Consider the following 14,821-nt stretch of genomic DNA (forward strand, 5'->3'; position numbering starts at 1 on the left):
GACCGGACGAGCTGCCGCCAGCTGGTTAGATAGAGCCAGTCGACGACGACGGGGACCGCTGGGGGGCTGCCCCGACTAACAGATGGAGACACGATGAGCATTGCCACGGGCACGGACACGCAGGCGCCTGCGCTGCATGATGCGGACAGCCATGATCTGATCCGCGTGCAGGGCGCACGGGAGAACAACCTCAAGGACATCAGCGTCGAGATCCCGAAGCGCCGCTTGACGGTGTTCACCGGCGTATCCGGCTCGGGTAAGAGTTCGCTGGTGTTCGCCACCATCGCCGCTGAGTCGCAGCGGATGATCAACGAGACCTACAGCGCGTTCGTGCAGGGCTTTATGCCCAACCTGGCCCGGCCCGATGTGGACCACCTGGAGGGGTTGACGACGGCGATCATCGTGGACCAGGAGCGGATGGGCGCCAACCCCAGGTCCACGGTCGGCACTGCCACCGACGCGAACGCCATGCTCCGGATCCTCTTCAGCCGCCTGGGCATGCCGCGCATCGGGCCACCCACTGCTTTCTCCTTTAACGTCCCGACGCGCAAAGCGAGCGGGGTGATGAGTACCGAGAAAGCCGGCGGCCGGGTCGAGCGGAACGTGGTGCGCGATGTGGTCTATTTGGGCGGCATGTGTGCGCGCTGCGAGGGCATGGGCGCGGTTTCCGACTTCGACCTCACCGCGTTGTACGACGACAGCAAGTCGCTCAGCGAGGGCGCGCTGACGGTCCCGGGCTACAGCATGGACGGCTGGTACGGCCGCATCTTCAGCGGCGCCGGCTTCGACATGGACAAGCCGATCGCGAAGTTCACTAAGAAGGAAATGCACGACCTGCTCTACAAGGAGCCAACCAAGATCAAGGTCGAAGGCATCAACCTGACATATGAGGGGCTGATCCCGAAGATCCAGAAGTCGATGCTCTCCAAAGACGTCGACGCCATGCAGCCCCACATCAGGGCCTTCGTGGAGCGCGCCATCACGTTCCAGGCCTGCCCCGAGTGCGACGGCACCCGGCTAAGTCCGGAAGCCAGGTCCTCGAAGATCCAAGGCAAGAACATCGCCGACCTGTGCGAGATGCAGATCAGCGACCTCGCCGCGTGGATTCGCGAGCTCGACGAGCCTTCAGTCGCACCTCTCCTGAAAGGCTTGCAGCACCTGCTCGACTCGTTTGCCGAAATCGGGTTGGGTTACCTCTCGCTCGACCGGCCGGCGGGCACCCTGTCCGGCGGCGAGGCCCAGCGCACGAAGATGATCCGGCACCTGGGTTCGTCCCTCACAGACATCACCTACGTCTTTGATGAGCCGACGATCGGCCTGCACCCGCATGACATCGAGCGGATGAACCAGCTGCTGCTGCAGCTGCGGGACAAGGGCAACACTGTGCTCGTCGTCGAGCACAAGCCGGAGACCATCGCCATCGCCGACCACGTCGTTGACCTTGGCCCCGGCGCCGGCACCGAGGGCGGCAGCGTTTGCTTCGAGGGAACCGTGGAGGGCCTGCGGGGGAGCGACACCATCACCGGGCGGCACCTCGATGACCGGGCCAAGTTGAAGGAATCGGTGCGCACCCCGTCCGGCACGCTCGAGGTGCGGGGTGCCTCGACGCACAACCTCAAGGACGTCGACGTCGACGTTCCGCTCGGAGTGCTCTGCGTCGTCACGGGTGTTGCGGGTTCGGGCAAGAGCTCGCTGATCCACGGCTCGGTCGACGGCCGCGACGGTGTGGTGGTGATCGACCAGGGCGCCATCAAGGGGTCACGACGCAGCAACCCTGCGACGTACACAGGCCTCCTCGAGCCGATCCGCAAGGCGTTCGCGAAGGCCAACGGAGTGAAGCCGGCGCTGTTCAGCTCCAACTCGGAAGGTGCCTGCCCCACCTGCAACGGCGCGGGCGTCATCTTCACCGAGCTCGGTGTTATGGCCACCGTCGAGTCCACCTGCGAGGACTGCGAGGGCCGGAGGTTCCAGGCTTCCGTGTTGGAGTACACGCTGGGCGGACGGAATATTGCCGAAGTGCTGGCGATGTCGATGACCGAGGCCGAGGTGTTCTTCAGCGAAGGCGAGGCCCGCACCCCGGCGGCCCACAAGATCCTTGACCGGCTCGTGGACGTCGGCCTCGGTTACCTCACCCTCGGCCAGCCGCTCACCACGCTGTCCGGCGGCGAGCGGCAGCGCGTCAAACTGGCCACCCAGATGGCAGAAAAGGGTGAYGTCTACGTCCTCGACGAGCCCACCACCGGGCTGCACCTCGCCGACGTCCAGAACCTGTTGGGCCTCCTCGACCGGCTCGTGGACTCCGGCAAATCGGTCATCGTCATCGAGCACCACCAAGCGGTCATGGCGCACGCCGACTGGATCATCGACCTCGGCCCCGGCGCAGGGCACGACGGCGGCCGGATCGTCTTCGAGGGCACGCCCGACAGCCTCGTCGCCGGCCGCTCCACCCTCACCGGCGAGCATCTGGCGGTCTACGTCGGCTCCTGACCGGCCCGTGCCTTGCCCGTGGTGAACGGCAGGACGAGCCTGGACTGGTGGGCGGCGTCGCGGTAGATCTTGTGGGTGACGGGCCGGCCCACCGGCAGGTGGAAGGCATCCGGCGGCAGCAGCGCATTGTGTTCGTCGGCCAACGGTTCGCCGTTGGACAGTTCCGCCGTGAGGCGATGGCCCGGTTTGAAGGTGCTCGCGAAGGGGTAGAGGCGCAGCACGTACTCCTCGATCGTGCCGGGTTCCACCGGAACCGATCGGGTGTGCGGGTGGTGCGGGTTGCCTTCGGTGGTCCGCTCGTCGAGCTCGCGGTGTGAGGCCTTGAGGTAGCCGCTGGTGATGAGCTGCCGCTGGCCGTTGGGGGCGTAGTCCCACAGGCGCAGGATGAAGTTGGTGTCCGGCTGGTCGATCTCGGCGAAGATGTGCGCGGCACCGGTGCCGATCAGCTCCGTGTCCTCCTCGAAGGCAGGTGTGGACCAGCTGATGATCTCCACCTTGTCGGTCACCGTCAACGGTGCCTGGTAGAAGCCGTCAGGGGCGGCGTACTCGGCACCCATCAGCTCGGGCTCGGTGGACAGCTTGTGGCGCGGGCGCAGATAGAGCGACTTGTTCTCGACGTCCTTCGGCGGCCACGCCTCGGCGGTCACCAGCTCGCGGGAGCCCTCCACGAAGACGCTCACGGCCGGTTCGTCCATGACGCCGTTGTCGATGCCCTTGATCCAGTAGTCGTACCAGCGGAACATCTTGTCGTGTTCTTCGATGAAGGGACGCGACTGCATTGGCGGGTACGGCCCGATGTCCAGCTTTTTGGGGCCCTTCAGCTCGTTGAACAGCTCGATCGTGCCATCCATGGTCCAGCCGCGGCCCTGGTCGATCTGCAGCCACACCGGGATGTCGATGTTCGGGGCCAGCGTGATGGGGTTGCGCTCCTCGTACCAGTCCCCGTCGAGCTCGTTCATCACGATGTCGAACCAGGCTTCGTGGTTCTTCGGGTAGTTCAGGACATGGACCAGGTTCGGCCAGGCGGCGACGTCCGGGTCCTGCAGGCGCTTCTCGACGAGCCTCTTCAGCTCTTCGGGGGAGTGCTTCTCGATCATGCGGGACTTGACGTTGTCGGTGAACGCCCAGCCGGAGTCGCCGCCTCGGCCCTCGCGGGCGGCCCGCGGCATGAACCACATGATGCCGCCGTGGTAGGTGGTCTCGTAGAAGTCGTAGTGGCCGCCGGAGACGAAGATCGCCTTCAGGTGCGGCGGGCGCTCGGCCGCGGCCAGCACCTGCATGGAGCCGAAGTAGGAGATGCCGACCATGCCGACATTGCCGTCGCACCACGGCTGCTCGGCCACCCACTCGATGAAGTCGTACGCATCCTGGCCAAGCGAGACGCCGCCGGCGTTGTAATTGCCGATGTGCTCGCCGCCGGAATGGCCGGAGCCACGCAGGTCGCCGATGACGTGGACGTAGTCTTCCTTGACGATGCGGGCGATGTCGCCGGCCTCGATGCAGCCGTCCCACATCGGGCTGGGCCGCCGCTGCGGCGGGGTGGTGAGGGCGAGAGCCTGCAGCTCTTTGCCGTACGGACTCAGGGCCACCAATGCCGGCCGCGGCTTGTCCTCGGGGCCCTGGTAGGCATCCGCGGCGAGCTCGACGCCGTCCCGCATCGGGACCCGGAGGTCCTTGCGAACTGCAATCTTCTCCGCGCCGGCATTCAGTAGCTGGAAGTCATCCATGAGTGTTGATCTCCTCATCGTCGGTCATGTGGTCGAATGTCGTGCGGTAGCCGTTGAGCGTCGTGAAGAACGGGGACGGCTCCAAGGCGGGGTCCCCCTCGTAGCCAAGATCCTCGGCCACGAGGGCGAAGGGCGAGTACGGTGAATCCGAATCCTGCAGCCCGGCAGCCAAGCAGTCGTGGGCCGCACTATTGACGCGGGCTTCGATCTCCAGGCTCCCCTTAAGCGCTTCCTCGGCCTGCCCGGCGTCCAGCTCCACTCCGTAGGGCGTGCCGTCCGCGCGGCGATACGGGTGGCCCAGGTAGAGGTGCCGCGGGCGGATCTCGTCGCGGAGGTACCGCAGGCTTGCGCGGTAGCCGGCCGGGTCCACGAAGCCGGGGAAGCCGTTGGCCGCACCGTGGACCTGCACGGCGTCGCCGACGAATACATCGTTCTGTTCGTTAATGACGTACGCCACAGATCCGCGGGTGTGGCCCGGAATCGAGTGCACGGTGACGGTGAAGCCGCCGCCGAGTGAGATGGTCTCGCCGCCCCGCACCAGCAGCGTAGGCTCCATCTCGCCCGAGATGACGGCATTCGTCGCCTCGGTCAGTTTCGCCTCACCGGCGGGGTCATCCAGGTACTGCGCCCGTCCGGCGAGGTATTCGTCCACATGCGCCCGGCGCGAGCGCAACATCGGTGCGTCGGCCTCGTGGATGACCACCTGCGCGCGCCGTCCGGTGAGCTCCCACAAGGCGAAGGCGCCGCCGATGTGGTCGATATGTCCGTGGGTCAGCAGGATCCAGCGAACGTCCTCGATCCGGCGGCCGATCGCCGCCAGTGCCGGCACCATGCCTTCGGCGGGCGAGGACGCAATTCCCGTGTCGACGATCGCGGGTTCCGGGGCGTCGATGTAGAAGCTGTAGAGACCGAATCTCCCCCACGGGGAGACAAGGGGGTGAATGGCGACTGGCGTCGTCATTGCGCTGTGCCCGCGTTAAGCCCGGTGCTCCCGTTAAGCACGGTGCTCCGGCCCAGAAACGCGGCGGTCTCTTCGAATGGCCCGTAGAACTCCGGAATCCAGGAGAAGTTCTGGACGAAGCCGTGGTTGGCCCCCTCGTAGCGGCTGACGGCCGCGTAGACGCCGGCCTCCCTGAGGCGCAGGCCGTAGAGCTCGCCCTCGTCACGCAGGGGGTCGTGCTCGGCGGTGATGATCAGGGCCGGCGGCAGGCCGGCAAGGTCCTGGCGCTTGATGGGGGAGACGAGCGGATCCGCCGGGTCCGCCCCGCTCTCGAGGTAGAAGGAATTGAACGGCAACAAACCCGACGTCTCCAGTCCGTAACCTTCGGCGTTCTCCCGCAGCGACGCGTAGCGGTCGACGTCGAAGTCCAGGTCCAGCGACGGGTAGAACAGGATCTGGTGCGTGATCGCAGAGAACCCGTCATCGTGAGCCCTCGCGGTGACGGCGGCCACGAAGTTGCCGCCCGAGCTGTCGCCCGCGATAGCGAGGTTCTTTCCGTTCCAGCCCAGGTTGCCGCCCTGTTCGGCGGCCCAGCGGACAACGGCGTAGCAGTCGTCAAGGCCGGCAGGGAAAGAGGCTTCGGGGGCCAGCCGATAGCCGACCGAGATGACCTTATGGCCGGTTTCCTTGGCCAGGGATCGCGCGACGTGGTCGTGCGTGTCCAGGCTACCCAGGAAGAACGCGCCGCCGTGGAAGTACACCAGCAGGCCGTAAGCGTCGGCCTCGGCAGGCGTGTAGATCCGCACGGGCACCTCGCCCGATGGCGTCACTGCCGTGGCGTCCTCGACAGAGTGCAGCGGGAGACGCACTTCCAGCGGGGAAACCTGCGCGGCCTCGCCTGCACGCATGGCTTCGGGGTCAAGCGGAGAGCCATCGGGCGCCGGCAAGGTTGCCAGGATTTTGGCGATTTCGGAGTGGATGGTCATGGCGTTCAGGCCTTCGCCGCGGCCGGTGCGTTGACGCTGGTGGGCTTCTGGGACGTGGGCTTCTGCGCTGGGGGCTTCTGGGCGGCGGCCCTCTGAGACTTGGGTTTCTGACCAGGGAAAACGTCGTTGACCTCTTCCTCGGACCACCCCTGCCGCGAGATGCGTTGTAGCTCGTCCGTCACCGGCTTGCGGGTCGCCTGGAACAAGGCCAGGGACTCCTTGACCGAGCCAGCCTGGGCCAGGGCGTCGGCCAGGGCTCCCGCGTCCTCAATGGCAGAGTTCGCGCCCTGGCCCTGGTGGTGGAGCATGGAGTGGGCCGCATCGCCCATGAGGACAACGGAGTCCGTGTGCCACGTGTCGACGGGGTCGATGTCGTAGACCGCGCGGATGTTCACTGTGTCCATGTCGAGGCCGCGGGTGATGTTCACCAGCCGCTCGTCGAAGCCGTTCACGGTGGCCAGGAGATCCTCCTTGGATACCTCGGGTGCCCAGGTGCCGTCCGGGTTCAGGGCGGTGATATCAAAGGAGACCTGGTTGCGGTGGCGCAGCGGCAGAAGGTAGACCTTGGTGCCCTTTCCGATGTACATCCGGAGGTTGTCGTCGGCCACCAGGCCGTGGGCGTCGTCGGCGGAAATCACCGCACGGTAGGCATGTTCGCCGGAGAACACCGGGCCCTTGTCGCTGAAGAGCTGCTCGCGCACCACGGACTTGATGCCGTCCGCACCGACCACCAGGTCGGCCTCGACCGAATTGCCGTTGGTGAAGGTCAGGACGGAACGGCCGCCCTTGTCCTCGATGGTCTCCAGCTTGTGGCCGAGATGCACCATGCCCTCGGGGAGAACGCCCAGGAGAGCCTCGATGAAGTCGCCGCGGTGGATGAGGTAGGTCTGGGTCTGCTCGCCGAACTCCGGCCAGGTGTCCTTCATGATCGGAACACTTTCGGCGGTGAGGATTTCGAAGTAGTCGCTTGGCGAACTGACCTTTGCGATCGCGTCGAAGATCCCCCACTGGCTGAACCGGTCCATAGTGGCCGGGCGCAAGCCGATGCCGGCGCCGACCTCCCGCATCTGGGACGCCTGCTCGTAGACGTTGACGTTCGCGCCAACCAGGCTCAGGGCCTTGGCCGCCGCTGCGCCGCCGTACCCCGCTCCGACGATGGCGATGTTGAGGTTCTTGATTTCCGAAGCCTTCATGGTTTCATCTCTTTCTTGACTATTCTTGGCCGGGCCATTTCTGGGGGACGGGTAAGTTGTGGCGGCCTGTCCGCACGTCAGCCGTGCAGCGACAGGAACTCGGCCGGGTTGTCCTCGAGCAGGAGTTTGAGGGTGGCCTCGTCGATACCAGCTGCGCGCATGTCGGGGATCATGTCCTCGAAGATGTAGTTGATGGTGTGCCCCTTCACGCCCGGCCAGCCCAGCGGGCTGCAATTTGCGTCGGCCGAAACGAGGAGCTTGTCCGCATAGCCCTTGTTCACGAGGTTGACGAAGTGATCCATGCGTTCGGCCCGCTTGCGGCCCCAGAACGGCGGATCCGGCAACTCGAGGTCGTAGCCGAAGGTGTCGAACCCGATGCGGCCGCCCTGTTCGTAGATCCAATCGTGCGGAGTGACCGGAGAGTTCAGGCCGTCGTCGGCGTGGCCGAACAGCACGCGATCCAGTGGGAGGCCCTCTTCGTTGAAGATGTTCACTGCCGGTTCGGGGTCGATGGCCAGGTGGGTCAGGATCGGCGCGCCGGTGACGACGGCGGCGCGCGCCGCGGCCCGGTAGATGCGCTTGTCCAGTTCCGTCATTCGTCCGCCGCGGCTCACGCCGACCTTGATGACGCCGGCCTTGGCGCCCGTGTTGCCGATGCCGACGGTGATCTCGTGGATGAACACCTTCGCGAGGTAGTCCACGGTGGCGCGGGAGAAGTGGGGCAGGGCGGTGTCGCCGCCGACGAAGCCGGTGCAGGCCACGATGTGCACACCCGTCTTCTGCGACAAGGACTTGTAGTAGTCCACGTCGCGGCCGTTGCAGATGCCCGTGGCGTCCACGAAGGTCCCGCCGCCGTATTCGCGGAACTTCCGCAGCTTCGGCACGGTTTCCTCGTAGGCCTGCTCCGGCGACTTCCACCACTTGGTGTCCAGTTCCGAGCCGGGCATGCCGTAGCCGATGTGTTCGTGGACCGCCACGATTTCCAGTTCTTCGGCCGGGATGGTTCCCAGCACTGTGTTGACCTTGGTCATTTCGTTCACCTCAGGGGTTCGAAAGCTTGGTGTGTGAGTCCGGGCGCGTGCTTAGCGCACGGCCAGCAGGTTGCGCGGATTGTCCACGAGGATGCGCCGGGCGTCTTCATTGCTCAGGCCGTTGGCCTTGAGGAAAGGCACGAACGTGGTCAGGACGTGGCTGTAGGGCAGGTTGTACTCCGGCAGGCCCTTGGCCACGCCGACCGAGTTTCCCGAAAGGATGATCTTGTCGGCATGGCCAGCCTTGACGAGCTCGAGCACCAGTTCGGCGCGGTCGTGGTCGGTGAGGTAGTCCGCGTGATCGTTCAGACCCACGTGGTCGATGCCGACAAAGGCTCCACGGCCCGCCACGTCGATGGCGAAGGCGGCGCCATCCTTGCGGTCCAGGTCGCCGACGAGCACGCGGTCGGCCCCGATCTGCTCATCCAGAACGATGCCCAGATCGTGCAGGGCATCGGCGCCGAAGCGGATGGAGACAGGAACGCCCGTGTTCTTGGCGGCGCGGGCGGAGCCGCGGAACAGGCTTTCCTCGGTCGGGGTCATGCCGGCGCGGTCGGCGATGGTGGCCACGATGCCAGCGGCGGCGCGGCGCTCGACCCGGGGAACCACCATCCCCTCGGTGACCTCCTTGCCGAAGAGATCGCCGAACTTTTCGGCCGGCCATGGGGTGGGCGGGTTGGTCTGCGGGGTCAGGAAGTACCCGCCGAGTTCTTCCTCCGGACCCAGACCCGTGGAGGCGACGATGTGGACACCGGTGGAGCGTGACAGCGCCTCGTAGAGCCTGAGGTCGCGCCCGTGGAACATGCCGGTGCTGTCGACGATCGTCTGCCCGCCGTGCTCGCGGAAGTCCGCAAGCTTCGCGGCCAGCGCCTCGAAGATCTCCGCCCGGTCCATGGAGATGTCCGGGGCGTACTGGGCACCGGGGAGCACCGACAACAGGGCTTCATGGACCGCGACAACCCCTAGTTCGGCAGCAGGGACCGGACCCAGGACCGTATTGACTGTTTGCCCGGCCGGGGCGTGGACTGGGTCGCCGGTCTCGGCGGGGGTGGGGTGACTCACGTGGGTTCTCCCTTGAGGTTCGGGTTCTGAATGCAGGGGCGCCGCGGAGCCTGGCCGTGCCGTCGCTCCGTTGCGGTAGCCAGCATCACATATTTCTTTACATGGTGTCAATGATTTAGTCAGAGCGTCGCCGTTGGGGCGTTCACGAAACAAACGTTGTGTAAATGCTCTTGACATCGTGTAAACCTAGACACCAAACTGTGGGGAACCCCACATCTACCTCCGGCCTACCGGCTCTTGCCCGGTAGGGCACCAGTTCTTGCGCGTCACCGGAGAATCGACCGGAAACAAAGGAGTTTCATCGATGAGTCAGACCAACCCTGCACAGACGAGCGCAGCGCCGAGCCGCGGCTCGGTACGAGCCACGTTCGTGGCCGCCTACAGCGCGGTCACCTTGGCCCAGATCACCAACGCCCTGCCAGGTGCCCTCAGCGGCACGTTTGCTGTGGAATTCCACACCTCGGGGGCTGGCCTGACATGGATTGCGGGCATGTTCCTGATGGGAATCGTGGTGTTTGAGCTCAGCTGGGGCCTCCTGGGTGACATGTTCGGACGCAAGAAGCTGCTCTACGTCGGCGCCGTGGTCAGCGTTGTCGGCTCCGTCCTGGCCGCGCTGGCGCAGACCACCGAAACGATGATCTTCGCGCAGGCGGTCGGCGGCATCGGGGCGGGCATCCTGTTCCCCATCTCGCTGTCAATGATCGCGGCGATCACCCCGGACCACCGCGCACGGGCGAAGGTCATCGCCACGTGGGCAGGGTTCCTGTCCCTCGGCGCGGTGATCTCCCCGGTGCTCGCCGGCTTCACGGCGCAGTTCTTCACGGTGCCCGGTGTTGCTCCGGGCGCACCGAACGCGTTCAGCGGCTGGCGGGCGGCCTACTTGGTTGCGGCCGCCATTGCCGTGCTCGTTCTCACCGTCGCGCTCCGGGCGAAGGACTCGGCGGCGTCGGAGGGGCGAAAGCTGGACCTGCCCGGCCAGATTACGCTCGCACTCGGCCTGATCGCCGTCCTCTACGCCACGGTGACAGCGGTAGATGCCGGCTTCGGCAGCGCCGAAGTGATTGCATGCTACGTCGCCGGCGGAATCCTCCTGGTCGCCTTCGTCGTCATCGAATCACGCACCGCGCAGCCACTGATCCACCTGTCGCTGTTCAAGAACAGCGCCTACTCGATCACCGGCATTGTGGCGGTCACGGGCATGTTCGCCTTCCTCGCGATCTGCTTCAGCACGAGCGTCGCCGTCAGCGGGCTCGCCCTGGCTGAGACTTGGAAGGTCGGTGTGCTCTTCGTCTTCATCCAGGGTCCCGCGTTCGCCTTCATCCCGGTTGTGGGGTGGCTCATTCACCACGTGGCCCCGCGCTGGGTGCTCACCGCGGGCTTCGCCCTCATGGCAATCTCCGGTTTCTGGCTCTCGACATTCGCCCTCGGCACTCCGGAGGCCTTCGGCGGCACTCCTTGGACGGCCTTCATTCCGCCGCTTCTGGTGCTGGGTATCGGATTTGCCCTTACAGTCGGTTCCGTTACCGCTGTTGCCATCAACACCGTCCCGCCCCAACAGATCGGCATGGCTTCGGCGACGACGAACCTCCTGCGCGACCTCGGATTCGCCCTCGGCCCCGTTATCGGCTCAGCCATCGCGTTCGGCATCGGAGCCACGGCCTTCGCGGTTCCCCTTGCCGGGATTCTCGGCGAGGCGGGACTGCCCGCAGAGGCCGTCAGCGGACTGGCGAACGTGCCGCCGCTGGGCTTCCTCGCCGGCTGGGACGGGGTCATCGCCCAGTTCTCCGCCCAGGCAGTGGCCGGCGGCGCACCCGCCCCTGCCGTCGACGGCATGGTCCAGACCCTCAACGCCGCACAGCCGAAAATCCAGGGCGTGGCAGGGACCTCGCTGGGCCAGGGGTTCCAGGCTGTCTACCTCACCGCGGGTATCGCGGCGATCCTCTCCGCCATTCTTACCCTCTTCATCTCTGCACGGTCCTCGGCGCCCACCTCCGATGCCATCGCGGAGACCACCGAAGCGAACGCCGAAGCTGCCGTTTAGTACTGGCGGCCCGGCAACCGTTCAACGACCCATCACCTATTCCGCAAGGAGATCACCGTGACTGCACCCATCAAATCAGACATCGATATCTGGGACGACGAGATCCTCGTCGACCCGTACCCCACCTACGCCGCACTCCGCGAGCAGGCCGGCGTCGTCCACCTGCCCAAGAATGACCTGTACGTGCTCACGCGCTACGACATCATCCGCGACGCCCTCGGTGATCCGGAAACGTTCTCGTCCACCAGTATCGGATTCAACCCCATGGTGAACGAGGCGCTGCAGGGCACCTCGCTGGCCTCCGACCCGCCGGTCCACACACAGCTCCGCGCAACTCTGTCGCAGAACCTGACCCCACGGGCCCTGCGTGGCCTGAAGGTTGTCATCGACGAAAAGGCCGATAAACTCATCGCCGAGCTCGCCGCCAGCGGCAGCTTCGAGGCCATCGACTCGCTGGCCCGGGCCTTCCCGATCGAAATAGTTGCCGACCTCATTGGCTTCAGCGGACACGTCAAGGACAACATGCTGCGCTGGGGCCAGGCCGCGATGCAGGTCATCGGCCCGCTGAACCAGCGCACGCAGGAGAGCTTCCCGATCGCCGGTGAGCTCTACGGCTGGTGCTCCTCGGTCACCGCCGAAGACCTCACACCCGGCTCAATTGGCCGCGGAATCTTCGACGCCGAGACCCGCGGCGACATCCCTCAAGGCTCTGCGGGACACATCATCCACCAGTACCTGGGAGCCGGCGTCGACACGACCATCGCCTCAATTGGGAACATTGTTGCGCTGTTCGGCCACCACCCGGAGCAGTTCGAGCTCGTCCGGGCGGACCCGTCGCTTGTCCCCGCTGCCTTCGCCGAGGTGCTGCGCTACTGGGCGCCGGTCCACATCTGGGGCCGGAAGGCCACCCGCGATGTGGAAATCGATGGCGTTACGATCCCTGCAGGAGCCCAGATAGGTATCCTCTTCGGCGCCGGCAACCGGGACCCTCGGCACTACGAGAAGCCCGACACCTTTGACATCATGCGCAACCCGGTGGACCACCTGTCCTTCGGCTACGGACCGCACGGCTGCGCGGGCCAGGGCCTGGCGAAACTCGAAGCGCATGCAATCATCGAGGCCCTTGCCCGCAGGGTGAAAACGCTGACGATCTCCGACGAGGTCCGGGAGCCGGGCAACATCACTCGCAGCCTCGAGTCCCTCCACGTCGAAAAGGTGGTGGCAGCATGAGAATCGAACTTGACCGGCCGCGCTGCGAAGGTCACGGCCTCTGTGAGGAAGCCGCACCGAAGCTGATGCATTTGGACGACGATGGCGAGCTGGTCATCGACGTCGCGGATGTGGACGGCCCCGAACTCGACGCCGCCAGAGCGGCGGTCCGGGTCTGCCCGGTCGCCGCGCTGCGGCTGGAGGCGGCATGAGCATGCGCAGGATAGTGGTGGTCGGCAACGGCATCGCCGGACTCACGGCCTGCGACTCGCTCCGCTCGGCCGGCTTCGACGGTGAGCTCACTGTTGTGGGCTCCGAGCGGCACCATCCCTACAGCCGGCCCGCCCTGTCCAAGGCCCTGCTGCACAATGTCGACGGGAAAGGTGTGGACGGGAACGGTGTCGACGGCAGCCGTGTCGATGCCCTCCAGGCGCACGAGCTCCCCGAACCGACCCACGAAGCAACGGAGCTGCTCGGCGTGAGCGCCACGGGCCTGGACGTCGACGCCCGGTTGGTACGTCTGGACGGGGGCGGTGAGCTGCCGTATGACGGCCTCGTCATCGCCTCCGGTTCTCGGGCGAAGCGCCTCGCCCCCGGGCAAGGACCAGGCGGACCGCAACAGGACGGCGCCTTCCGGGAGCTCACCCTGCGCACCATCGAGGATGCGATCCTTCTCAAGGAACGTGTGGCATCGCGCCCCTCGGTCATCGTGATCGGCGGTGGACCGCTCGGCATGGAGGTCGCGTCCGGTTGCCTGCACGTGGGCTGCGACGTCACACTCGTCTCCGACGCTAAGCCGCTGTCGCGTCAGCTTGGCGACCATCTTGCCGACCTCTTCACCTCCGCCGCCATCCGGCGCGGTCTGCGGGTGGTCGGCGGCGGGAAGGCCCGTCTTGTCGAGCACGGTGCCGGGGCCAAGGTTGTCCTGGCCGACGGCACCGAACTAGAGGCGGATCTCGTGGTCACCGCCGTCGGCGATGAGCCGAACATTGACTGGCTGACCGGCTCAAGACTGCTCACCGACGGGTCGCTGCGCGTCGACACCCGCGGCAGGGTCCGGCCGGACATCGTGGCGGCGGGAGACGTGGCGTTCTTCCCGACCCGACTCGGCGTGCAGCGGGTTCCCTTGTGGACGAGCGCCATCGACCAGGCCAAGGTCGCAGCCGTCGGCCTGCTTCAGGGCGATGCCGCACCCGAGTTCAACTTCCAGCCATATTTCTGGACGGAGGGCTTCGGGTTGTCGCTCAAAGCGGTCGGCTTCACGCCGGTGGTGGGTGCCCCCGACTATTGCGAGCCGGGCGGGGAGAACGGGTCAGCGCTCCTGCGCTGGGACAACCCGGACGGTTCCGGGACCGCCGCCGCGGTCAACTACCGGATCCCGATCCCCAAACTTCGCCGGCTGGCCGACGCCGGTCCGGCCGCGCTGCGTCCGAACGCGCCCGTCCGGGTTTGACGCCACGCCACCGCTAGGATTGATCTATGTCGTCGTTGCGAGAAGCCCAGAAGAAACTCACCCGCGACATGATTGTGGAGCGCGCGCTTGAGCTCTTTACCGAGAAGGGTTATGCCCCGACCACCATCGACGAGATCGCCGCGGCGGCCGGCACCACCAGAGCGACCTTCTACGCCTACTACCCCTCACGCGTTGACCTGATGAGGGACTTCATGGCGCGTGTCAACGCGGTGCTGGACCGTGCCGACGCCCCGGGGAGCGGCTCCACCGCGGCCGACCTCGTTGACGTGGTGCGCGCAGGCGAACTGCCGGGCATCCTGGCCTGGCTGGAGTCACGGGCGGCGCTCTGGCCGGTCTTCCGTCCCTACCTCGACGTGCTCGACGAGGCCGCCGCCGTCGACCGTGAGGTGCGCGCCATGGTCGACGGATGGCATGAGGAGGTCATTTCCGACCTGGTCCGCGGAATGAAGCTGGCCGGGCGCTTCTCGGAGGAGACGCGCCACATCCGCGGAACCCTCGCCTTCACCTCACTTGACTACGTAGCCACGCTCTGGACACGCCGTAAGTTTGAACCAAACCGCGAACACGCGCTCGAGGTGCTAGCCGACAACTGGTACCACCTGCTGTGCGCTGAAAGCTAAGCCGGCCGTCGCGACGCAGCAGACAGCAAGAGCCCCCTCGGCGAGGGGGCT

At 66.1% G+C, this 14,821-nt stretch carries 12 protein-coding genes; 6 read left to right on the forward strand and 6 right to left on the reverse strand.

From position 1 onward, the window contains the following. The first annotated feature begins 93 nt into the window (after window positions 1-93). Entirely contained in the window at window positions 94-2,487 is a 2,394-nt protein-coding gene (locus tag AC1DZQ_RS03390; protein WP_476962159.1) for an ATP-binding cassette domain-containing protein, read from the forward strand. Here AC1DZQ_RS03390 and AC1DZQ_RS03395 read toward each other — a convergent pair. The 6 genes from AC1DZQ_RS03395 to AC1DZQ_RS03420 form a co-directional block, all read right to left on the reverse strand. Next, a complete protein-coding gene (locus AC1DZQ_RS03395) occupies window positions 2,472-4,214 on the reverse strand; it encodes a CocE/NonD family hydrolase (RefSeq protein WP_476962160.1) in 1,743 nt (580 codons plus the stop codon). The two genes, AC1DZQ_RS03390 and AC1DZQ_RS03395, sit on opposite strands and share 16 nt — an antisense overlap. Then, window positions 4,207-5,175, reverse strand: coding sequence for an MBL fold metallo-hydrolase (locus tag AC1DZQ_RS03400; protein ID WP_476962161.1), 969 nt, complete (start codon window positions 5,173-5,175; stop codon window positions 4,207-4,209). Before AC1DZQ_RS03400 ends, AC1DZQ_RS03395 begins: the two co-directional genes overlap by 8 nt. Beyond that, window positions 5,172-6,140, reverse strand: a complete 969-nt coding sequence (locus AC1DZQ_RS03405) for an alpha/beta hydrolase (protein ID WP_476962162.1) — start codon at window positions 6,138-6,140, stop codon at window positions 5,172-5,174. Before AC1DZQ_RS03405 ends, AC1DZQ_RS03400 begins: the two co-directional genes overlap by 4 nt. A gap of 5 nt (window positions 6,141-6,145) precedes the next feature. After that, entirely contained in the window at window positions 6,146-7,333 is a 1,188-nt protein-coding gene (locus AC1DZQ_RS03410; protein ID WP_476962163.1) for an FAD-dependent monooxygenase, read from the reverse strand. Between the two features lie 77 nt (window positions 7,334-7,410). Continuing rightward, the gene (locus AC1DZQ_RS03415; RefSeq protein ID WP_476962164.1) at window positions 7,411-8,364 is read right to left on the reverse strand and encodes a phosphotriesterase family protein; all 954 of its coding nucleotides are present in this window, start codon (window positions 8,362-8,364) and stop codon (window positions 7,411-7,413) included. A gap of 51 nt (window positions 8,365-8,415) precedes the next feature. Next, a complete protein-coding gene (locus AC1DZQ_RS03420) occupies window positions 8,416-9,426 on the reverse strand; it encodes a phosphotriesterase family protein (RefSeq protein ID WP_476962165.1) in 1,011 nt (336 codons plus the stop codon). A 304-nt stretch (window positions 9,427-9,730) separates the two neighbouring features. Here AC1DZQ_RS03420 and AC1DZQ_RS03425 point away from each other — a divergent pair, with 304 nt between their 5' ends. Genes AC1DZQ_RS03425 through AC1DZQ_RS03445 form a run of 5 tightly spaced genes read left to right on the forward strand, consistent with a single transcriptional unit; the run spans window position 9,731 to window position 14,770 of the window. Continuing rightward, complete coding sequence (locus AC1DZQ_RS03425; RefSeq protein ID WP_476962166.1) at window positions 9,731-11,467, forward strand: MFS transporter; 1,737 nt, start codon at window positions 9,731-9,733, stop codon at window positions 11,465-11,467. 57 nt (window positions 11,468-11,524) lie between these two features. After that, a complete protein-coding gene (locus AC1DZQ_RS03430; protein WP_476962167.1) occupies window positions 11,525-12,697 on the forward strand; it encodes a cytochrome P450 in 1,173 nt (390 codons plus the stop codon). Continuing rightward, complete coding sequence (locus tag AC1DZQ_RS03435) at window positions 12,694-12,888, forward strand: ferredoxin (protein ID WP_476962168.1); 195 nt, start codon at window positions 12,694-12,696, stop codon at window positions 12,886-12,888. The genes AC1DZQ_RS03430 and AC1DZQ_RS03435 overlap by 4 nt, the downstream gene beginning before the upstream one ends. After that, complete coding sequence (locus tag AC1DZQ_RS03440; protein ID WP_476962169.1) at window positions 12,885-14,129, forward strand: NAD(P)/FAD-dependent oxidoreductase; 1,245 nt, start codon at window positions 12,885-12,887, stop codon at window positions 14,127-14,129. The genes AC1DZQ_RS03435 and AC1DZQ_RS03440 overlap by 4 nt, the downstream gene beginning before the upstream one ends. Window positions 14,130-14,155: 26 nt before the next feature. Then, complete coding sequence (locus AC1DZQ_RS03445; RefSeq protein ID WP_476962170.1) at window positions 14,156-14,770, forward strand: TetR/AcrR family transcriptional regulator; 615 nt, start codon at window positions 14,156-14,158, stop codon at window positions 14,768-14,770. The last annotated feature ends 51 nt before the right edge of the window (window positions 14,771-14,821 follow it).

Source organism: Arthrobacter sp. P1_C12_2, from assembly GCF_056406415.1.